The organism is Psychrobacter sp. ENNN9_III (genome assembly GCF_001462175.1).
In the GTDB taxonomy this organism is placed as follows: domain Bacteria; phylum Pseudomonadota; class Gammaproteobacteria; order Pseudomonadales; family Moraxellaceae; genus Psychrobacter.
The window spans coordinates 1-19,215 of record NZ_LNUO01000164.1 but is presented as its reverse complement, the minus strand read 5'-3'; the positions used below and the strand labels follow the sequence as shown (position 1 = coordinate 19,215).

At 41.6% G+C, this 19,215-nt stretch carries 18 protein-coding genes and 1 pseudogene; 8 read left to right on the top strand and 11 right to left on the bottom strand.

Annotated elements, in window-relative coordinates; genetic code table 11:
- Positions 1-78: 78 nt before the first annotated feature.
- Positions 79-207, bottom strand: a pseudogene (locus PENNN9_RS10085) (4Fe-4S dicluster domain-containing protein); the annotation flags it as partial.
- Between the two features lie 88 nt (positions 208-295).
- On the bottom strand, positions 296-1,933 hold the full coding sequence (locus PENNN9_RS10080) for an electron transfer flavoprotein-ubiquinone oxidoreductase (protein ID WP_082638072.1): 1,638 nt from the start codon (positions 1,931-1,933) through the stop codon (positions 296-298).
- Between the two features lie 657 nt (positions 1,934-2,590).
- On the opposite strand from PENNN9_RS10080, the gene PENNN9_RS10075 reads away from it, so the two are divergent.
- The 4 genes from PENNN9_RS10075 to PENNN9_RS10060 all read left to right on the top strand — a co-directional run bounded on the left by PENNN9_RS10075 (position 2,591) and on the right by PENNN9_RS10060 (position 6,245).
- Positions 2,591-3,283 carry a DUF1285 domain-containing protein gene (locus PENNN9_RS10075; RefSeq protein ID WP_075103714.1) on the top strand — a complete coding sequence of 231 codons (693 nt, stop codon included), beginning with the start codon at positions 2,591-2,593 and terminating at the stop codon, positions 3,281-3,283.
- Positions 3,284-3,457: 174 nt separating this feature from the next.
- Positions 3,458-4,390 (top strand): glutamate racemase, encoded by a 933-nt coding sequence (murI, locus tag PENNN9_RS10070; RefSeq protein ID WP_082638071.1) that lies wholly within the window; start codon positions 3,458-3,460, stop codon positions 4,388-4,390.
- Positions 4,391-4,670: 280 nt separating this feature from the next.
- Positions 4,671-5,621: a DUF4062 domain-containing protein gene (locus tag PENNN9_RS10065; RefSeq protein ID WP_227511790.1), complete on the top strand. Its 951-nt coding sequence runs from the start codon at positions 4,671-4,673 to the stop codon at positions 5,619-5,621.
- 324 nt (positions 5,622-5,945) lie between these two features.
- Entirely contained in the window at positions 5,946-6,245 is a 300-nt protein-coding gene (locus PENNN9_RS10060; protein ID WP_058369554.1) for a hypothetical protein, read from the top strand.
- Between the two features lie 120 nt (positions 6,246-6,365).
- Here the strand turns inward: PENNN9_RS10060 and PENNN9_RS10055 are convergent, their stop codons facing one another.
- The 4 genes from PENNN9_RS10055 to msrA form a co-directional block, all read right to left on the bottom strand.
- On the bottom strand, positions 6,366-7,835 hold the full coding sequence (locus tag PENNN9_RS10055; RefSeq protein WP_058369553.1) for a lytic murein transglycosylase: 1,470 nt from the start codon (positions 7,833-7,835) through the stop codon (positions 6,366-6,368).
- 253 nt (positions 7,836-8,088) lie between these two features.
- Complete coding sequence (locus PENNN9_RS10050; RefSeq protein ID WP_058369552.1) at positions 8,089-8,802, bottom strand: DUF1499 domain-containing protein; 714 nt, start codon at positions 8,800-8,802, stop codon at positions 8,089-8,091.
- 68 nt (positions 8,803-8,870) lie between these two features.
- Complete coding sequence (gene tmpT, locus PENNN9_RS10045) at positions 8,871-9,536, bottom strand: thiopurine S-methyltransferase (protein ID WP_058369551.1); 666 nt, start codon at positions 9,534-9,536, stop codon at positions 8,871-8,873.
- A 200-nt stretch (positions 9,537-9,736) separates the two neighbouring features.
- On the bottom strand, positions 9,737-10,258 hold the full coding sequence (gene msrA / locus PENNN9_RS10040) for a peptide-methionine (S)-S-oxide reductase MsrA (RefSeq protein ID WP_058369550.1): 522 nt from the start codon (positions 10,256-10,258) through the stop codon (positions 9,737-9,739).
- 300 nt (positions 10,259-10,558) lie between these two features.
- Between msrA and cmoA the strand changes: the two genes are divergently transcribed.
- On the top strand, positions 10,559-11,344 hold the full coding sequence (gene cmoA / locus PENNN9_RS10035; protein ID WP_058369549.1) for a carboxy-S-adenosyl-L-methionine synthase CmoA: 786 nt from the start codon (positions 10,559-10,561) through the stop codon (positions 11,342-11,344).
- Between the two features lie 425 nt (positions 11,345-11,769).
- Here the strand turns inward: cmoA and PENNN9_RS10030 are convergent, their stop codons facing one another.
- From PENNN9_RS10030 to PENNN9_RS12840, 4 genes are all read right to left on the bottom strand, one after another.
- Complete coding sequence (locus tag PENNN9_RS10030) at positions 11,770-12,165, bottom strand: hypothetical protein (RefSeq protein ID WP_058369548.1); 396 nt, start codon at positions 12,163-12,165, stop codon at positions 11,770-11,772.
- Between the two features lie 20 nt (positions 12,166-12,185).
- Positions 12,186-12,524 (bottom strand): hypothetical protein, encoded by a 339-nt coding sequence (locus PENNN9_RS10025; RefSeq protein WP_058369547.1) that lies wholly within the window; start codon positions 12,522-12,524, stop codon positions 12,186-12,188.
- A gap of 140 nt (positions 12,525-12,664) precedes the next feature.
- Positions 12,665-12,994, bottom strand: coding sequence for a hypothetical protein (locus PENNN9_RS10020; protein ID WP_058369546.1), 330 nt, complete (start codon positions 12,992-12,994; stop codon positions 12,665-12,667).
- A gap of 9 nt (positions 12,995-13,003) precedes the next feature.
- Positions 13,004-14,173: a PAAR domain-containing protein gene (locus PENNN9_RS12840; protein ID WP_197409099.1), complete on the bottom strand. Its 1,170-nt coding sequence runs from the start codon at positions 14,171-14,173 to the stop codon at positions 13,004-13,006.
- 208 nt (positions 14,174-14,381) lie between these two features.
- Here PENNN9_RS12840 and cmoB point away from each other — a divergent pair, with 208 nt between their 5' ends.
- Positions 14,382-15,440 (top strand): tRNA 5-methoxyuridine(34)/uridine 5-oxyacetic acid(34) synthase CmoB, encoded by a 1,059-nt coding sequence (cmoB, locus tag PENNN9_RS10010; RefSeq protein WP_058369545.1) that lies wholly within the window; start codon positions 14,382-14,384, stop codon positions 15,438-15,440.
- Between the two features lie 126 nt (positions 15,441-15,566).
- Here cmoB and PENNN9_RS10005 read toward each other — a convergent pair whose 3' ends face one another.
- Positions 15,567-15,785, bottom strand: a complete 219-nt coding sequence (locus PENNN9_RS10005; protein ID WP_058369544.1) for a DUF2788 domain-containing protein — start codon at positions 15,783-15,785, stop codon at positions 15,567-15,569.
- A gap of 559 nt (positions 15,786-16,344) precedes the next feature.
- Between PENNN9_RS10005 and argS the strand changes: the two genes are divergently transcribed.
- On the top strand, positions 16,345-18,174 hold the full coding sequence (gene argS / locus PENNN9_RS10000) for an arginine--tRNA ligase (protein ID WP_058369543.1): 1,830 nt from the start codon (positions 16,345-16,347) through the stop codon (positions 18,172-18,174).
- A 65-nt stretch (positions 18,175-18,239) separates the two neighbouring features.
- Positions 18,240-19,064 (top strand): SPOR domain-containing protein, encoded by an 825-nt coding sequence (locus PENNN9_RS09995; protein WP_058369542.1) that lies wholly within the window; start codon positions 18,240-18,242, stop codon positions 19,062-19,064.
- Positions 19,065-19,215: the final 151 nt, after the last annotated feature.

Sequence of the window (19,215 nt, the reverse complement as noted above, 5' to 3'; positions counted from 1 at the left end):
TAAGGGCGGTTTTTTATTGAAAAGCGATTAGTGGTTTGTGACAACAATTATCTCAAGTATCATTTACTCAAGCATAGTTTACATGTTTGGATAGTTAGGGCCGCCGCCGCCTTCTGGCGTCACCCATGTGATGTTCTGTGAAGGGTCCTTGATATCACAAGTTTTACAGTGTACGCAGTTTTGGGCGTTGATGACAAACTTTGCACCTTCAGCATCTTTTGGGGCGGTTTTTATTGAAAAGCGATTAGTGGTTTGTGACAACAATTATCTCAAGTATCATTTACTCAAGCATAGTTTACATGTTTGGATAGTTAGGGCCGCCGCCGCCTTCTGGCGTCACCCATGTGATGTTCTGTGAAGGGTCCTTGATATCACAAGTTTTACAGTGTACGCAGTTTTGGGCGTTGATGACAAACTTTGCACCTTCAGCATCTTTTGTCACTTCATAAACACCAGCTGGACAGTATAGACGTGCAGGCTCAGCATACAATGGCAGGTTAATAGACACAGGTACTGTCGGATCTGTCAGCTTTAAATGTGTGGGCTGATTCTCTGCATGATTAGTGTTAGAGATAAATACAGAAGACAATTTATCAAATACCAGTTTGCCATCAGGCTTAGGATATACGGGCTGATATGCATGAGCTGCACGCTCTAGCTGATCGTAGTCCTTTAGATTATCATGAATAGTCAATGGCATTTTGCCACGTAGAATATTTTGGTCGATGAAGTTAAACGCACCGCCCATCCATTGGCCCATACGGTGCATTGCAGGCGCAAAGTTACGTGCCTCATAATTGTCTTGATATAGCCACGACTCTCTATACATCGTGCTGTATGCCACCACATCGTCATGCTGGCGCTCGGCCTGTAGTGCTTCAAAGATAGCTTCAGCTGCCAGCATACCCGACTTCATTGAAGTATGTGTGCCTTTGATTTTTGCTGCATTCAAAAACCCTGCATCATCACCCACGAGTACGCCACCTGGGAAAGTGAATTTGGGTAAAGAGTTGAGACCGCCTTTAGTTAAAGCGCGCGCACCGTAAGAGACGCGTTTACCACCTTCTAGAATATTACGAATAAGCGGATGTAGCTTTAGGCGTTGCAACTCATCAAACGGTGACATGTACGGGTTAGAATACGATAAATCGATGACCATACCGAAGCTGACTTGATTGTTTTCATCAAAGTATAACCACCAGCCGCCAGTCGACCCAGTATCAGTCAAAGGCCAACCTGAACCGTGCATGACCACACCTTGCTCGTGTTTGTCCGGTGTGACTTCCCATAGCTCTTTTAGACCGATACCATAATGCTGCGGATCAGAGTCTTTATCTAGGCTAAAACGGCTGATTAAGCGTTTGCCAAGGTGACCACGGCAACCTTCAGCAAAGATAGTATATTTGGCCAGCAGCTCATAACCTGGCTCAAAACTGGCCTTGGCTTCACCATCAGCGGCTACGCCCATATCTCCTGTTAAGATACCTTTTACTGAACCGTCATCGTTGTATAAAATATCAGAAGCAGGGAAGCCTGGGAACATCATGACTTCTAGCTCTTCAGCCTGCTCAGCAAGCCAGCGCACGACATTGGCTAGTGAGACAATATAATTGCCTTCATTATGCATGCTAGCTGGTACGATCGAATCCATCAGCTTCGTGCTTTTGGTCTCAGAACCGAGCATATAAACACGATCTTCGATGGCAGGCACGTTTAAAGGTGCACCTTTATCTTTCCAGTCAGGTATTAATTCGTCCAAAGCACGAGGCTCAATCACCGCACCTGATAATATGTGTGCGCCAAACTCAGAGCCTTTTTCAACGACACATACCATAAATTCGTCGTTGCCTGCTTCAATGGCCAGCTGTCGTAAGCGAATAGCAGCAGACAGACCTGAAGGGCCACCACCGACGATAATAACGTCGAACTCCATCGATTCGCGCTCGATTTCAGGCTCTACTGGCTCAGGTTCAGGTGCTGTTTCAGCAGGTGCTTTGTCAACAAGGTTGTCTTCGGTAGCTTCTTCTTCAATAACTTCTTCAGTGACAGCAGCTTCAGTTGTCTCTTTTTCAGCAGAGTTTTCTTCTACATTGACGTCGGTCGGCGCTGGCGACTCTGTGTGGGGTGTATCTACAGTGCTTGGTGCGTCAGTATTGACGATATCAGCATCAACGACTGGCGTTTGTTTATCTTGCTCTTGCATACCTACTCCTAAACTCTATAGTGGCTTATCTATGGGTACAATCGCACTTAAATAATATGGCTTGCGACACAAGTACCTCTCAGACATATGGCTGCCCGATAAAAACTGTCTTTGCGGCATTAATCGACAATATCTTCATTGAGATCATATTAATGAACAACATAATAAAGGACAATCAAAACGACATACTTATCGTCATCTTAATAAAATTCGTTACTCATTATAAAAGAAAAGTCCTATAAACACGATACGCATTTATAGATATCGGTGTTAAGGTAAGACTAATACGATGAGTATGTAAAGTCTAATCGTTTTATCATACCCGAAACTATAATTAATAGTAGTGCTGTCGTTATCAAACTTTGATGAATATTAGGAAACCATGCTATGAGTAGCAATATAATTAATGATACTAGCGATTCGACCATGACAGCGAACAACGATGCTGAGGACAGTGGCAAGCGCACTCCAATCCTAAACAATTTAGATTCCTTAAGCCAGTATTTGAAGTCATCCGCTAGTACTCGTCAGGGACGATCTATACCGCCACTTGAAAAGTGGCAACCAGAGCAAACGATAGATATGGATCTGGTCATCAAAGCAAATGGAGAATGGTGGCATGAAGGAGGGGTAGTGACTCGGCAGTCATTGGTCAGTTTGTTTGCCACTATTTTATGGAAGGAAGAAAACAATGGTGCTACTGAGTATTTTTTAAAGACACCAGTACAGAAGCTACGTATCCAAGTTGAAGATGTACCATTATTGATTAATGATGTAGGCATCGTAACAGAAGAGGGCGTAAGCTGGTTAGAGTTTACAACGATGACAGGTGATGTAGTACGTTTGGATAACGAGCATCCAATTGAGCTGCGCTCTTATAAGCCTACAACTAAAGATAGCGTAGCAGAGGAGCAAGTGCGGCCTTATATGCTTGTTCGTAATGGGTTGACTGCGTTGATTGGCCGTAATACATTTTACCACTTAACTGAGATCGGTCAGTTAAAAGAGCAAAACGATGAAATAATACTGACTTTAGAGAGTGGGGGACAGTCTTATCAGTTATTTATGCCTGCTGATTGATTTTCACTTATTATAAGAATGAATATATCGATTGAGGGCGAGTGCGTCAAACGTTGACATGCTTTAAAATAAGTTATCTTATCAAATAATACGGCAATACATTGTGAACCAACATATTAATTTTGCTAGGCTAGCTCTAACCAATAACATACATCACAATAGCAGTACTGAGCTATGAGTACTGCTGCTCCTGTTTTATCTTCAATACCGGATAGACTCTTTACCAACCCTAGCGATATAACAGTCGATTTAGTCGACTGCAAAAACGATATTAATCATAAAAATGACTTGGCGCCAATTGGTCTCTTTGATTCTGGCGTGGGCGGACTTTCAGTTTATCTGCATTTAGCGCAGCAACTACCGTCTGAACGCTATATCTATTATGCCGATACGCTGCATGTACCTTACGGCAATCGTGAGAGTCAAGATATTAAAGAATTGACATTAACAGCAGTAGAATGGCTGTACCAAAGAGGCTGTAAGCTTATCGTTATCGCTTGTAATAGCGCTTCTGCACACGGGTTAGAGGCTGCACGCCAACATTACCCAAACCTTCCTATCGTAGGTTTAGTCCCAGCACTTAAACCTGCTGTAATAGCCAGCAAAAGTGGTCATGTGGCCGTATTGGCTACCAAAGCAACGCTGGACGGTACATTACTTAATCAAGTCATTACTGATGTTGCGTTACCTAGCCGGACTCAAGTAACCAAATATTTTGATCCGCAATTGGTGCCATGGGTAGAGTCTGGTATGCCAGAGATGTCTGAGGTCGCGCAGCGTTTGCGCCAACAATTACAACACTTTGCCCACGCTAAGGTAGACTACTTGGTATTAGGGTGTACCCATTATCCCTTTTTTAAAGAGTTTTTGGTTAATGAGATTCAATCGAAGCAATTTGCTATACAAGTAGTAGATTCAGGACAAGCAATTGCCACGCGTGTACAGTCTTTGCTTGCCGAAAAAAAACTATTGGCTCAAAAGGCTTCATTAGCGACTTGTCATAATAGGCCACCGCTGATTTTTTATGCGTCTAGGTATGATGAGCGGTTGGATAAACTGGTAACGCGCCTGTTGGGAGAACAGGTAAAAATAGAGTATATGCTTTAGCTGTTAGATCAATTTTTTATATATTCTTTTATAGCAGTTCACGATATTTAGTAGTCTGATATGCTATCGTTACTAGAATAATTGTCACAAAGCAATCACAAATCGTCCATATTTTGCTAAGATTGTGCTAAGTTTATATTTATAAAGCCTAACTGTTTGGGCGTTTTTTTATGTCATTATTGTCACTGTCGTTGTAGAGGTTATATTGCAAAATCGTCGCTATCACGTTCATATAATATGCGTAGCTCATGAGCAACCGTTGGTATTAGACGGTTTGGCAGTGTTTTTTCAATCTCGTGCATTCTTAACTTATGATGTCTCACCTAGACTGCCACAAGCTTCTTTATATGGACGACAGTCTATTGACGCGTGCGATTACGCCATCGTCGTCATCGGTGACAGCTATGGTACGACCCAGAATCTAGGTGTTAGCCAAATGCATTTGAGCTATTTAAGTGCAAGAGCCAAGCTTAAACCTATGTTTGTGCTAGTGAGATCTCAAAACCGCACTGTCGATGTGGGTCGTCAGCTACACGACTTTACCCGTTTGGTAGAGCAACAAGTAGAAGACATCTATTATTATGATGACAATACCAATATTGATGAGCTTTTGAAGATCGCTTATGACAATGCAGTTGCCAAATTAAATGTAATATCAAGTTGGACAAAAAAAGAGAGTAGTGTTAAAGACTCTATAACTCAGAGTCAGGTAACGCAGCGCAATTCTGTGTCGAAGTCGAGCACTTTTACTAATGCAAGTCGCAAGTCTGATGAGGAGGATAAACTCATTAGCCCACCAGTTGAAAGTATTGATGCGACGGATAACATCACACAATCTATTGATTTATCAGAAAAATTCGATATGGAGTACAGTGCTCAAGCTTATGAAGGTGGTAATCTAACCGATATCACGATGTCCACGAGCCTGACTTGGGAGCAAATATTACATGCGCTGGCACGTATGCCTGGGAATTTTTCAAATCATGGCTTGCAAGGCTGCTTAAATCGTCTAGTTACTATTAAAGCAGATAAAGATATCAAAAAAATGATGCCGAACGTCCATGCAGTTTCACGTTGTCAGATTGCTCAAAATGATTTAAATAAACTACAAAGCCTATTGGTGGCTGCTAACTGGATTCAATTGACAGCTTCAGGTGCAAGGACATCACAAGAGTTATGGAAATTGACTTTTTATGCCAAGAAAATATTTAAAGATAGCAGTGCACAATAATTACATCAAAGCTTATAGTTTGAATTAACGCAATTGACCCATCGTTAAGACTAACCTTTTAGAATGAGTAGACAAAAATAGCAAACATCACAGTTGACTGTCATAGATAATGACAGGCTACGTTTTGTAATACAAAGCATACGAGGCAGTAGTTGTTAATCTATTATAGACTAGCGATAATAAGTTAATAGATAAAGTATATTCTATTAAATAAATAGTTCGATGCAGATAATATTTATAAATATAAAAACTTATAAAAAATATTTTATTAAGCATAATTTTGAATACTGAACCAAATATTTTAAACCATTAAAGGAGAGCGTAATGACTACTGGCAAACATGATGATTTAACTCATGAACTCGACGGCCTTGAAAAAGCCATGCATGATGCTGATCAGTTTCGCACACTAGAAGAGCAAGTGGCAGACATGAAGCGTCGTGGTATCGACCCTACAAAAGCTTATAAAGATTTGGATAGAAAAGCTGAAGATGAAGATTGGGGCGATGCAACTTGGAAAGAAAACGGTAAGTGGGAGCCTAAGACACCAGCTGATTTAGATGACAAAGCTCGTGAAGAGTGGGGCGGTGACAATGGCAAACCAAACCCTCCCCCTATTGTTTAAATCCTCCTAAGTATCTACTTAATTGACGAAGGTTTTAAAATAGCCTAATAAATTATCAAAGAAAAAGCCACGTTAGGTATAGCGTGGCTTTTTTTTGACTTGCTATTGCAACCTTTACAGCTACGACCCTTCATCAACTCTGATTAAACGCGTTACACCATCATTACCAACCACGCGGCGATAACGAATGTTGCTTGAAGGTTGATTCGGTGACGCATACGAAGGTGTGCTTGGGGTAATCGTCGTTTGCTGTTGGATCAGTTGGCCCATGCGATCAGCAGGCGCTGGTGTTAGTGGCTGACTATTCGCTGGCTGACCATACTGGTTGCCGCTTTGAGCGTTACTAGAAGCAGAGTTGCCCATAATCAAACGGTGAAACTTTTGTCCCGCACGTCCATCAGCTGGAAAAATACCACGGCTAGATTGATACTGCTGAATAGCGGTACGCGTGTTATCACCGATGATGCCATCGACGCCGCCAATATCATAACCTGCATCTAAAAGTGCTTGCTGGATGTCTTTGGCTTGCTGGCGGCTAATACCTGGATCATCAGTCGGCCAAGCGGTGATAAAGTCAGTTTTGTGACTGTCCCCGCGAGTGATTAAATCAGATAAATGAGCAATCGCAAGCGCGTAGTTTTCTGAAGCATTGTACGAGTAAAACGTATCGAAGTTTTTACCGACTAAAAACGCAGGACCTTCAATACCAGCAGGTAATAGCAAGCCTGCGCTACTTAAGTCGTAAGGCAGTGGACTGCCATTAGCTAAAGTTAAGCCTTGATTGCGCCAGTGGCTCATCGATTTTTTATCTTTACGATTGGATGCTGCCCAATAGCCATCGGGAAGTTTGACTTCATAACCCCAAGGTTCGCCTGTGCGGTAGCCACGATTGTCCAAAAAGTTGGCAGTAGAGGCCAGCGCATCGGGTACGTTATTGACCAAGTCGCGGCGACCATCACCGTCGAAATCGACGGCCAACTCTAAAAAGGTACTTGGCATAAACTGTGTCTGCCCAAAAGCACCAGCCCACGAGCCAGTCATATCGCTTGGTGCAATGTCACCGTTTTGCACGATTTTGAGGGCATTGGCAAATTCACCTTGAAAGTAACTTTGGCGACGATCAAAACAAGACAAGGTAGCCAACGATTCGAACAATGGCTTTTTGCCCAATGTCTGTCCGAAGTTTGACTCTACGCCCCAGACGCCGAGTACATGCTCAGCTTTTACGCCATAACGTGATTCGATTTGGCGGAGCGTATCCGCCCACTGACGCTTGGCACGAATACCATCTTCGACACGCTCTTTGTCCACTAACGCTGACAAATAATCCCAAACATCTTTTTGAAACTCTGGCTGATAGTTAAGCGACTGAATGACACTAGGGTCAGGCTGAGTGGGACGATAATTGTTAAAAGTATAGCTATCAACGCCGCGAAATTTACTCGAATTTTTTAAATTATCCAAACACTGTTGAAACTCGCTATTGGATAAATCTGGCGCAGGCGGACGAGCAGCTTGAGCCGTGCTGGCAAGACTAAAGCCGATAGCAGCCGTTAATAAAGAGAGCGTGGATAAGGGAGTCATGCGCATGAAAATATCCTATAAATGGTAAGAATGACCGGGTGGACAAAACAATCAAGAGTTCAATACGGTAGTCATGTTTTAGAGTAACCAATATTAAAGATAAAGAAAAGGTTTTAAAGGTATCGAAATGCTTGGTTGTTATAAATGGACGCTGGCGTGAGATTAGGAAAGAGTTTGAGGTAGAAAGTCTAGCTAGAGTGTCAAACTTCTTTAATAGAAATAAGTATAAGATATCAACTTTGAATTTCTATAAATTTAACTACTTCCCCAAAACATCATCCAACTCTTCAATAAAGCTGCGAATGCGCTCAGCATTTGTGCCCAAATCGCTACCACCAACCCGAGATTTACTACGAATATCGACCAGACGTTCACCACCACCGTCAGTCACACGTATGACAACATCGTCTTTAAAGCCAAACCACATTGTCGTATCTGTGGCCTCAATGATACCTGCGCTCGCATCAGTATTGATAAGCTCCCAGCCTAAATCGTTGACGACTTGTTCGGTAGCTTCCATCAGCTCAGACTTTGATTGCGTATAAATTAATGTTTGCAGTTCAGGATAGGCATCACGTTGTTGCTCTGCAGTCTCTTCACCAGCGTATTCGACTGGGTTTGGTGCGTCAGCGCGTAGTAGGGCAATAGCCACAAATTCAGGTGGGTTAATTAAATCTGTCGAAATATCATGGATAGGCGGTACACTTTGAGCAGTATTCATCATGCTAAGCGGAATAATGATAGCAATCGCAGAGAGTAACACTGCTGTCAATGCGCTACTAAGTCTGACCGTGTCACGTTTAAAGAATACTTGTATACCTAGCAGGATAAGGGCAGCGATACCAGCGAACATGCCAAATTTGAACCCTGTAAATGCAGTACCTAAGTCGAGAATACCGAATTTATAAAGCGGACCTGGTAATGCGACCAGCAAAAAGGCGATTAAGCTTACGAGACTAACTAGAAGTTTCATTAGATTTCTCCGTTATAAATGAATCACTGCTTAACCATTATTTGATTATTGCTTAGTCACGGCGTTAATTAATCTTGTTTATTATGCAACAGCCAAATATGCTCTATCACTGCCAATTCTGGCGCTGAATGTATACTTGTAACGACGTTTTCAAGCTCAGTAATCTGATAGTGGTTAGCGTAATACTGCTGCAATTGTGCGCTACTAATTGAAAATGGCGGTCCATCCTTTTTACTTTGATCATAATTTAACGTTAGCAAAATCTGTGAAGTATTACTACTTAGCTCTCGTATCTGCTTACTATATAGCGGACGCATATCGGCCGGCAGAGCAATCAATGCCGCTTTGTCATATACGGCATCAACGTCACCGATATCCGCAGCTGTCAGCGCAAAAATATCAGCAACCCATAACGTGATGGTTTGTTCTGCAAGTTGACCCTGATAATATTCAACAGCTGGATTATCTGCATGCTGATGGACGCTAGGGGAGATATTTTGCTCAGCAAAAAATTCTTGGACGGCGGTCTCAACCAATTCGACGCCAACCACATCGTAGCCCTGTGCTGCTAGCCAAACCATATCAATTGACTTACCACATAAAGGCACAAAGATTCTGCTACCAGCAGGTAAGTCTAAGTAGTTAAAGTACTTTATTAATAACGGATTAACCTCAGATTGATTAAAACCAATACGCTTCTCTTGCCAGCGCGTTTGCCAAAATTCAGGGTTCATACGTTCGCCTTTTTACATTTAGGTTGATACTATCAATTATTTTTACAATCACCTTGTAAGTGATAATTAAGTGACAATATTTGAGTGATAATGCTAGAGGTATTAAAAAGCCAAACACTTATATAATAAGTATTTGGCCTTAATTAAATATTGCGTTAAAAATCTCTTATGAATGAATAATTTTTTATTCAATCCATTGTTTAGCTCACCATATATTTACTAAATTCTTTACGTAATTTGGCAAGCTTTGGTGGTATTGCAAAGTTGCAATAGGCTTGTCCCGGATTTCTGTTAAAGAAGTCTTGATGGGACTCTTCTGCCTTATAAAACTCCATAGCTGGATGTACTTCTGTGACGACATTGACGCCCATGTCACGTAGCTTATTGATAGTACGGTCAACAGTTGGTTTTTGCTCTTCGTCAGTGTAGAACACCACGCTACGATACTGGCTACCGACGTCGTTGCCTTGACGATCCATCGTAGTGGGATCATGAGTGGCAAAGAAGACATCAAGTACCACTTCTAACGGTAGGATAGACTCATCAAACTCAACCTTGATAACTTCAACGTGTCCCGTGGTACCGCTACACACATCTTCATAATTAGCAGAGACAGCGTCGCCACCCATATAACCTGATACAACAGATTGCACGCCTTTTACTGATAAAAATACGGATTCGGTGCACCAAAAGCAGCCACCGCCTAAGATAATGGTTTGCATAGTTTTTCCTATTATTATACCTGTTGTTATAAAGATGAGCTAAGATCTGTATTTGGTTGTAATACTTTCATTTTTCAATGACAGATTACTTTTAATAACTTGTTACTTTCGATAACTTATTATCCTCAGCATTCCTTAATCAGCTTAGCAGCCAAGCCTAACGCAATAAGTAACAAACAGTAATGTTATAATGGGCTTTTGCTACGATAATTCTTTCAAAACTAGAAATCAGTGATAAGCAAACAAGCGCCGCTAAAAGCCTTTCAACATAAGTCCTATTATTAACAAACGAGTCGCACCATGAGCCAATCTAAGCCTGCTATCAAGCATGATACTTTATTTGATAAACCATTTACCACGCCACTCGATAAGGCAGCGCGCTTTTCTTTCGATGAGCAAGTGGTGGCTTGTTTTCCCGATATGATTCGCCGCAGTGTGCCGGGTTATGGTCAAGTGCTGGCGATGCTGCCCATATTTGCCCGTCGTCATTGTAAGTATCGTCAGCAGAGCGATAGTGGTCAGCGTGTCAGCCGAATTTATGATTTGGGCTGCTCACTTGGCGCGGCAAGCATGACGCTGGCAGGCGAGTTTGAGCCGCAAGATTTGCAGATTAAGGCCATTGATATCTCGCCAGCGATGACGACTGAAGCGACTACATTACTGAGTGATAATTATCCTGAGCATGACATTGAAGTGATCACTGCCGATATTCGTGATGTCCAGCTTGAGCCATGTGACATGGTGATTTTAAACTTAACCTTACAGTTTTTACCCGCTGCTGATAGGGTAGCGGTATTAGAGAATATCTATAATGCGCTGGGCGAGGGCGGCATACTGGTACTGACTGAAAAAACCCATGCTTTTGATGAGCAGTACGATGCGTGGCTGGTCGAGCGTTATTATGACTTTAAACGCGCCAACGGTTATACCGAGATGGAAATTAGTGGCAAACGTAATGCGCTAGAAAACGTCCTTATTACCGATACCTTGGACGAACATCATCAGCGCCTAGACCACGTTGGTTTTAAACGACATTTGACGTGGTTTCAGTTTTTGAATTTTGTGTCGATTGTGGCGTTTAAATAGTGGGGTTTGATTAATTTGTGGGAGCTGATCTCGCTTTTCGCTATTATCTGCTAGTTTGTATGAGGCGGGAGACTAAGGTTTGGCGCGTCTCCTGCTACGCGAGCCACGCCAAAACCAAGCCCTCGCAACTCATCCAACCCAGCAGGATATCCGCTACAATCGAGGCTATTGTCGAGATCGGTTTCTTGTGACTATTTAGCGTAGTTTGGGTTAATTTCTTTACAGGGTTGGTTAGACTTGTCAAATTCTCGTAGAGAATGAAGTCAAGACGTAACTCACCATATTATAATTTTCTAATCTGGTGCGCAGGGTGCATCCTACAAAAACTGCGACATGTTGTTATAGTCAGCTATATTGACATCAGTAAGTAGACAATAAAACCTATAAACGGGTTCATATTTTATTAGTTTTAAAGTAGATAGATTCTAGTTATCGTCAGTATCAACATAAATAATCTCACTGTATAGCGGCGGCAAGGGTTCAGATATCTCCCAGACCATATAGCTCTCAAAATCTTTTGCCATCTTGTGAATGACAGCCCACTCTGGACTGTAGATAAAGTCGTTATCATACCAACTGTCTATTAAATCCTCTCTTACGAAGAGTGAGTTTATGTATTTATGTAAAGGTTTAAACTGTTCAAGTTGTTCAGCAGTTAGCACAGGTATGATGTTAGATAAATCCTCATCTACTATCATCTCATACTGATCCGTCATCTCATTAGGAATATAACTATGCGGTGGTAACAGTGTATGTAATAATTCAGGTTTTAAAGCAAATGCATTGATAAGCCATTTCAAGTTTTTTAGAAAATAGTTCATATTTTTTCAGCTAAACATATTTAAAAAAAGAAAAACACACTTGTTCGCTTGTCATAAGCAACTTGAAAAAGTTCATGAAGATCATTAAGAATCGGATTGTCTGGATGCTGCTGCATGAAGCTGTTCATAAAAACTTTTAATTGATCTAACTTATTTTCTAATATCTCCTCCTGCTCGTAATCATCAATCATTAAATCTAATTCTGCATTCAGTTGATGAAAAAAGCCAAGATTGAAAAGCTTGTAAAACTTTTCTTCACTTAAGGGATATTCTACTAAGTCATTATCTTCGCATTCATCATAATCCAACCTAAACTCAGCTTGTTTTGATATCGGTACGACTACTCTTCTACGTTCCAAAATTCACTCCTTTATCTATCATTACGTAAGGCATAGATAGGTTATTTTAGCCCAAACCTCTTATCAGGAGTCTAAATTTAATTGACCACTACAAGTTGATCACTACACTTTAATAGCTTCTATCAATGGCTTCGATAAAACTATTCTTTTCTTCGATAAAACTCTTCAAAATACTCTAGTTTTTCGTCTTTCTTAAGAAAAAAATCATTTTCGTCATTAAGGATTACTTTGCTATTAATTATATAGTTATCTTCTAATCCACTTGCTCCTAAGAAATTCTCAATCAATATTGAAAATTCAGATATGATCTCTTCTTGAATAGCCTCTTGATCTTCCTCATTGAACTTTTCTAAAATAAAGTATAATGTTATTTCATTACTATTAAGAGAGAAATAAATTCTTCTAAAGTTCTGATTCAACTCACCTAAGCAGGCTTGTGATAATAGATAACAGATATGAAAAAAATCCATTTATAACTCCTAGTTTTTCGGTCCTTTCGGGGAAGTAGGTACTACACTTACTTTCTTCGTGCCTTTGATAATGAAATAGTTAGTCGGAGCAGTATATGTCACTCTATTTTTATTCGTAGTAGAGTATACGCCTGAAATTCCGTCATATCTAACAATCGGTTGGTTTTGTCTATTATAACCAACAATCGTAGCTTTGTTACTATGAAAAGCATCTAATACTTCTTGAGCTTCTTGCGTGCTGTTGAAGTAGCTTCCATGTTTATGTTGTGAATCACCTTTGATATGTTTTCTTTGAGATTGTGCAATTTTAGTACTTGTCTCTTTCTGTATCTTTATTAAGTTAGGATCATACTCTTGTCTTCCTAAAGGCTTATTCCCCAAATCATCGTCAATTTGATTATTGTTCTTGATTTTCGCTTTATTGATCGATTTCGCCTTACTCTTGATTACATACTGTCCAGCTTTAACACCTATTTGAGCAGATTTAACCCCTAATCCTGCTGGTATTGTCAGTATATCAAAAGCAAGCATATCTCTTGCCGCAATGTCTTTAACGCCTTGACGAAATTTTGTTTCATCACCATCGATGTCTATATATAGCGCTTCTAGCTCTGCCTGATAACGAAGCTCTTCGGGAGTCCCAGCAGTGCCAGGTATATATACAGGTGCATCACCACCACCTCCTTCGTTGGGCTCACCAAAAAAAGTATTACCTGCTATTAGACTACCCTCAGCGGTATCACTATCGTCATATAAAGGTGTAAAGCTTACAAATAGAATGCCTAGCTCGGCGGGCGGTTGCTCATCTTTAGAAGCGGCAAAGCTTGCAAGCACAGCCTCTGGATCAGATTTAGGAAATTTTAAAGGGGCAGGTTGTTCAAACTTTGGCTCTGGCTGCTCAACGCCAAACACTTCAAAATCTGACTCAGCGAAGGAGTGCTGAATCGCAATCAGCTTAGCACCGCAGCTGGTGATATCACCGCCGCGTGCAATCGGGGCGCCGTCCACGATAAATGAAGGGTCGCCAGTGAGAATAGTAGTGACTTTTTTACACTTTTTGCAAATGACTTTATCACCTTTACGCGAGACTTGTACACCGTTATGGGTGGTATAAGGTGACCCTGTAATAACTTCACCGCCGTGCGTTGTTTTTGCACCGACAGTAATATAGGCTGCCATAGTGTTATCCTAAGGTGTTATTTTAGTACTGGGTCTACAAAGGAATAAAATAGTTTTAGACTAAACTAAAGCCTAGTTGTGCATAAAAGCAGACAAATATCAATTAATTTTTAATCTCTTACCTTAAGGCCAATCTTTTTGCTTTTATGGTCTTCACTCCTTAAAATATCGTCCAACATCATCATGAATTAATAAAAACTGAACTTTTATGATCAATCAAACCATTGCTAACGCCGAACGCGAACTATATCTAACACTACTGGAGCTGGCGCAGCAGCAGCCAAGCGCTTATGAGTGGCTCAAGCAATTACCAACCTGGCTGGGTGATATAAAAGACAAAGCCAACTATGCGCACGCGCCTGCTTACCAAGCGGCGGTGGCGCGTTTGCCAGAACTGACCGTCAATACTGTCGATTTGGACAATGATGTGTTGACGATTGAGGCGAATCTTAGTGAGTCTCAGCGCAAACAAACAACGGCATTGCTCAAGCAGCTGATGCCGTGGCGTAAAGGGCCGTTTCAGATTGGTGGTCAGATTGGCGATGATGAGTCAGGTATTAAGATTGATACCGAATGGCACAGTGATTGGAAATGGCAGCGGGTCGCACCGCATTTGGGTACGTTAAAAGGTCGGCGGGTACTCGATGTCGGCGGCGGCTCTGGCTATCACGGTTGGCGTATGGCAGGGGCAGGGGCAGAGACAGTCATTATCGTAGATCCGTCATGTCTGTTTTACCATCAGTTTATGGCGATTCGTCATTTCGTTGGTACGGCAGACGCTCATGAGACAGGCCGCTACCGTACCCATTATATTCCTGTACCGCTTGAAGCTTTACCTGCCAGTAGCGACCAAGGCAGTCAGCTATTTGATACGGTATTTAGCATGGGTGTGCTTTATCATCGTCAATCACCATTTGAGCATTTACAGCAGCTCAAAGGCCAACTGGTAAAAGGTGGCGAGCTAGTGCTTGAGACCTTGGTTATTGAGGGCGATGCCAATACAGTGCTGGTGCCGCATGACCGTTATGCGCAGATGAATAACGTGTATTTTTTGCCATCGGTGGCAGCGTTAATCGGCTGGCTAGAAAAAGCAGGATTCTCAGACGTGCGTTGCGTCGATGTGGCAGTGACTTCGACTGAAGAGCAGCGCCAAACCGAATGGATGACTTATCATTCGTTAGCAGATTTCTTAGATCCCAATGATGCTACAAAGACCGTTGAAGGTTATCCTGCACCGATGCGCGCGACTGTAATTGCCAAGAAGTAGCGTGATAAATGGTGTTGCTTTTGGCATATCGCTTCTGAGGCTTAGTTCGATGTTTTAAATTGTGCTTATCGGTATGATTGCCCATTAACTATTGAGTCGTGTTTTACACTAATCTTTAGTTAAAGATTAGAGTAGCCATTTATCAAAGGCAACTTCCAACAAGATTTTAAGCACAAAGCCCATAAAACCGGCTCCTAATGCCAAAAATATCCAAAACGTACCCGCACGACCCGCTTCGGACTTTTTAGTGATGTCCCAAACAATAAAGAATAAGAATGCGATAAATATAGGTAATAATACGTACAGTCCCCAGCTGGTAACGGTACTAGCGGCAATAGCAAACATGGCATAATCCTATAAATTGGTAACGTGCCCTTTATTTATATCTAAATTTTATAGCTTTTTTTATAATAATCGAGCTAATGAGCGCGTCTTACCACTTATAATATGAGCGGTGACAAATAGAAGGCACGATACATAAATAGAAGGGTACAATACAAACAGTCATTATAACGCGGAAATAGACGTGTATAAACTACTGCTACTGGTGAGACAACAGGAACGCTACAATTAACATGACTGCTCCGTCATTACTAGTAGTCAACGTTACTCAAAATGTCTTACTTGCCTCTTACCTAGACAGAGCGAAAAAGACAAATAGGACTTTTGTAGATACTCGCTGTTTTAGTGATAAGATTTTGGCGCTAATTTCGGTGCAAATGGTGCAATAAAGTGTAAAGATTGTTAATGGTGCAAAGATTGTTATATTTACAGGTTATTTGTCTTTTTATATTATTCTATTTCTTCAAATGTCGGGCGCTATTATAATTAGCAGTTATCCACTGCGCGCATCCACTCATTTTATACTGTTTTTTGTTGTTTATTTAACTGAGTTCACATCCTTATGTCACAAGCCCAAATCGATACGCTAGCATCACTATTTAATGATGCGATTCAAATCCTACAAGCAGATGGCACACTGCCAAATGACTGGCAAAATAATAGTCAAATTACTCGTACCAAAGATCTTAGTCATGGTGATTTTGCTAGTAACATCGCACTTACAGCTGCCAAAGCTGCTAAAGCCAATCCACGACAATTGGCCGAAAAGATCGTCAACGCGCTACCTGACAATCAAAATATTCGCCAAATAGAAATCGCGGGCCCAGGATTTATTAATGTTTTTTTAAACGCTGAAGCTAAGTTTGCCGTGTTGGACGATATTTTCAAACGACAAGATCGCTTTGGTTTAAGCGATCAGTTTGAAGGACAAAAAGTACAAGTTGAGTTTGTGTCGGCCAACCCAACGTCAAGCCTGCATGTCGGACATGGGCGTGGTGCAGCCTTTGGTATGAGTGTTGCAAATTTGCTCGAAGCAGTTGGTTATGATGTCACGCGTGAGTATTATGTCAACGATGCCGGCCGTCAAATGGATATTTTGGCGACCAGTACTTACCTGCGTTATTTAGAAGTTAATGACGAGCAAGTAACGTTCCCAGTTAACGGCTATCAGGGCGAGTATGTCCGTGATATTGCCCAAACACTAAAGACACAACATGGTGATAGCTATGTACATAGCTTTGCACAAGTGGCTAAAGACGTCGCAGAAGATGCGCAGTTTGAGATAAATGCTGATGGCGAAAAGACACTACTATCAGGCGATAAAGAAGCGCATATCGATGGCCTGATTCATAATAGCAAAACCTTGCTTGGCGACAGCTATGAGCTGTTTTTGAATGCAGCATTGAGCAGCATTTTGGCTGATATCAAAGATGATTTAAACGACTTTGGCGTACGCTATGAGTGCTGGTTTAGTGAGAGATCGATTGATAGCGAGATTGAGCCTGCTCTACAAGTATTGGATGAAAAAGGCTATTTGTACGAAAAAGACGGTAATATTTGGTTTAAATCGACGGACTTTGGTGATGAAAAAGACCGTGTGGTACGCCGTGCCAATGGTCAGACGACTTATTTTGCCTCTGATATCGCTTATCATAAGAATAAATTTGATCGTGGTTTTGATAAGGTTATCAATGTTTGGGGCGCAGATCACCATGGATATGTACCGCGAGTAAAAGCAGCATTATTGGCGCTTGGTATCGATGCTGAACGTCTTGATGTTGTATTGGTACAGTTTGTGGCCTTATGGCGTGGTAGTGAAAAAGTGCAAATGTCGTCACGCTCTGGTAAGTTTGTCACCTTACGTGAGCTACGTCATGAAGTAGGTAATGATGCGGCGCGTTTTTATTACGTAGCTCGTAAGCCTGAAGTACACGTTGATTTTGATTTGGAGCTTGCCAAATCACAAAGCAAGGACAATCAAGTTTATTATATCCAGTATGCACATGCGCGTGTTTGCCGAGTATTGGAGAAGCTACAAACCAACGGCTTGGCGGTAAACGATACAATTGGTTTGGAAAATCAAAACCTGCTCACGGCTCCCAGCGAAGATGAGCTTATTAAATTGCTGGCAGGATATCCTGCGACATTGTTGAGATCTGCAACGGGTTACGAGCCTCATGTGTTAACCAATTATCTAAAAGAGTTGGCAGCGCTGTTTCATGGCTGGTACGACAGCAATCGTATCTTGCCTGTGAGCTTAACGTCAGGTGAAACACCAAGCCAAAGCGAGATTGATATGATGCAAGCACGTTTGCGCTTATCTAAAGCGGTGCGTCAAGTATTGGCCAATGGGCTTAGTTTATTAGGATTGTCTGCACCGTCTAGTATGTAATATAAGCATAGACGTCAAAGCGCAATAATTTGATTACGTTAGATTCAGTAGGGAGATAAAGATCCATGCTAGCCAAAAAACCTAAAGGTGCGACAGAAAAGCGCAAATCGAGTAGCGTATCAGGCTTATTATGGATGTTAGTCGGGGCCATATTAACGCTTATGATAGGGGTGTTTTTATACCTGTCACCATTATTTGATTTCAGTCCTGCTGATAACACTGCTGGTACAGATACTGATCGGCAAGTGCAGCCGCGTGTTGATACTGACACCGATAATAGCGATTATGAATTCTATGATATCTTGCCAAATCAAGAAATGGCTACTATCCCTGATGAAGACCTTAATGAGACAGGTCAACTAGGGGATTCAGGAGCTTTTGAACCTGATGTCGTGGTCACTCAACCTGAAGATAGCTCTGGTAGCAGTAATGATGACCTGGGTAACTTTGGTATCTCTGAAAACACCACCATTGAGCCCAGTCGCGGCAACAATGCAGCAAATAGTGATAGTGACAATGATATTGTTATTGTTGAAGAAAATGCGACCTATGATGGGTCAACGCCTGCTAGTAACAACGGCAACAGTAACTCTGCTAACCGTGCCAATAACACAGGTACAGGCACTGCCAGTATACAACCAGCTAAACCTGCAACCACTTACATTTTGCAAATCAATAGCTTCGGTGATGCTGATGAAGCTGATCGCCGACGCGCTCAAGTATTGATGGCTGGCGTTGACGCTAGAGTGGTAAAAAATACTACTGGTAACGGCTTGCCCATCTATCAAGTTATTTCGCGGCCGATGAACACTCGTCAAGCAGTGACGACGGCACAGCAGCGCTTACAGAATAATGGTATCGATTCTATTATCGTTGAGCAGCGTCGTTAGTTTGGACTGCTTATAAGTTTCCTATAGTTTGTTAATGATTAAAAAGCGTCGCAATGGCGCTTTTTTTATCTCTCGTGTTTAGTAAAACTTTACTTGGTTGCTTTATTATATTTTGATAATCGAAAAATCCACAAAGAGTATGGCTATGACT

Excerpts from the sequence above, each read along its gene's own strand:
- cmoB (WP_058369545.1), top strand. The coding sequence starts at position 14,382 with ATGATCAATCAAACCATTGCTAACGCCGAACGCGAACTATATCTAACA.
- PENNN9_RS10080 (WP_082638072.1), bottom strand. The coding sequence starts at position 1,933 with ATGGAGTTCGACGTTATTATCGTCGGTGGTGGCCCTTCAGGTCTGTCT.
- PENNN9_RS10030 (WP_058369548.1), bottom strand. The coding sequence starts at position 12,165 with ATGAACTATTTTCTAAAAAACTTGAAATGGCTTATCAATGCATTTGCT.
- argS (WP_058369543.1), top strand. The coding sequence starts at position 16,345 with ATGTCACAAGCCCAAATCGATACGCTAGCATCACTATTTAATGATGCG.
- murI (WP_082638071.1), top strand. The coding sequence starts at position 3,458 with ATGAGTACTGCTGCTCCTGTTTTATCTTCAATACCGGATAGACTCTTT.
- PENNN9_RS12840 (WP_197409099.1), bottom strand. The coding sequence starts at position 14,173 with ATGGCAGCCTATATTACTGTCGGTGCAAAAACAACGCACGGCGGTGAA.
- PENNN9_RS10055 (WP_058369553.1), bottom strand. The coding sequence starts at position 7,835 with ATGCGCATGACTCCCTTATCCACGCTCTCTTTATTAACGGCTGCTATC.
- PENNN9_RS10050 (WP_058369552.1), bottom strand. The coding sequence starts at position 8,802 with ATGAAACTTCTAGTTAGTCTCGTAAGCTTAATCGCCTTTTTGCTGGTC.
- PENNN9_RS10060 (WP_058369554.1), top strand. The coding sequence starts at position 5,946 with ATGACTACTGGCAAACATGATGATTTAACTCATGAACTCGACGGCCTT.
- cmoA (WP_058369549.1), top strand. The coding sequence starts at position 10,559 with ATGAGCCAATCTAAGCCTGCTATCAAGCATGATACTTTATTTGATAAA.
- PENNN9_RS10020 (WP_058369546.1), bottom strand. The coding sequence starts at position 12,994 with ATGGATTTTTTTCATATCTGTTATCTATTATCACAAGCCTGCTTAGGT.
- PENNN9_RS09995 (WP_058369542.1), top strand. The coding sequence starts at position 18,240 with ATGCTAGCCAAAAAACCTAAAGGTGCGACAGAAAAGCGCAAATCGAGT.
- msrA (WP_058369550.1), bottom strand. The coding sequence starts at position 10,258 with ATGCAAACCATTATCTTAGGCGGTGGCTGCTTTTGGTGCACCGAATCC.
- PENNN9_RS10075 (WP_075103714.1), top strand. The coding sequence starts at position 2,591 with ATGAGTAGCAATATAATTAATGATACTAGCGATTCGACCATGACAGCG.
- PENNN9_RS10005 (WP_058369544.1), bottom strand. The coding sequence starts at position 15,785 with ATGTTTGCTATTGCCGCTAGTACCGTTACCAGCTGGGGACTGTACGTA.
- tmpT (WP_058369551.1), bottom strand. The coding sequence starts at position 9,536 with ATGAACCCTGAATTTTGGCAAACGCGCTGGCAAGAGAAGCGTATTGGT.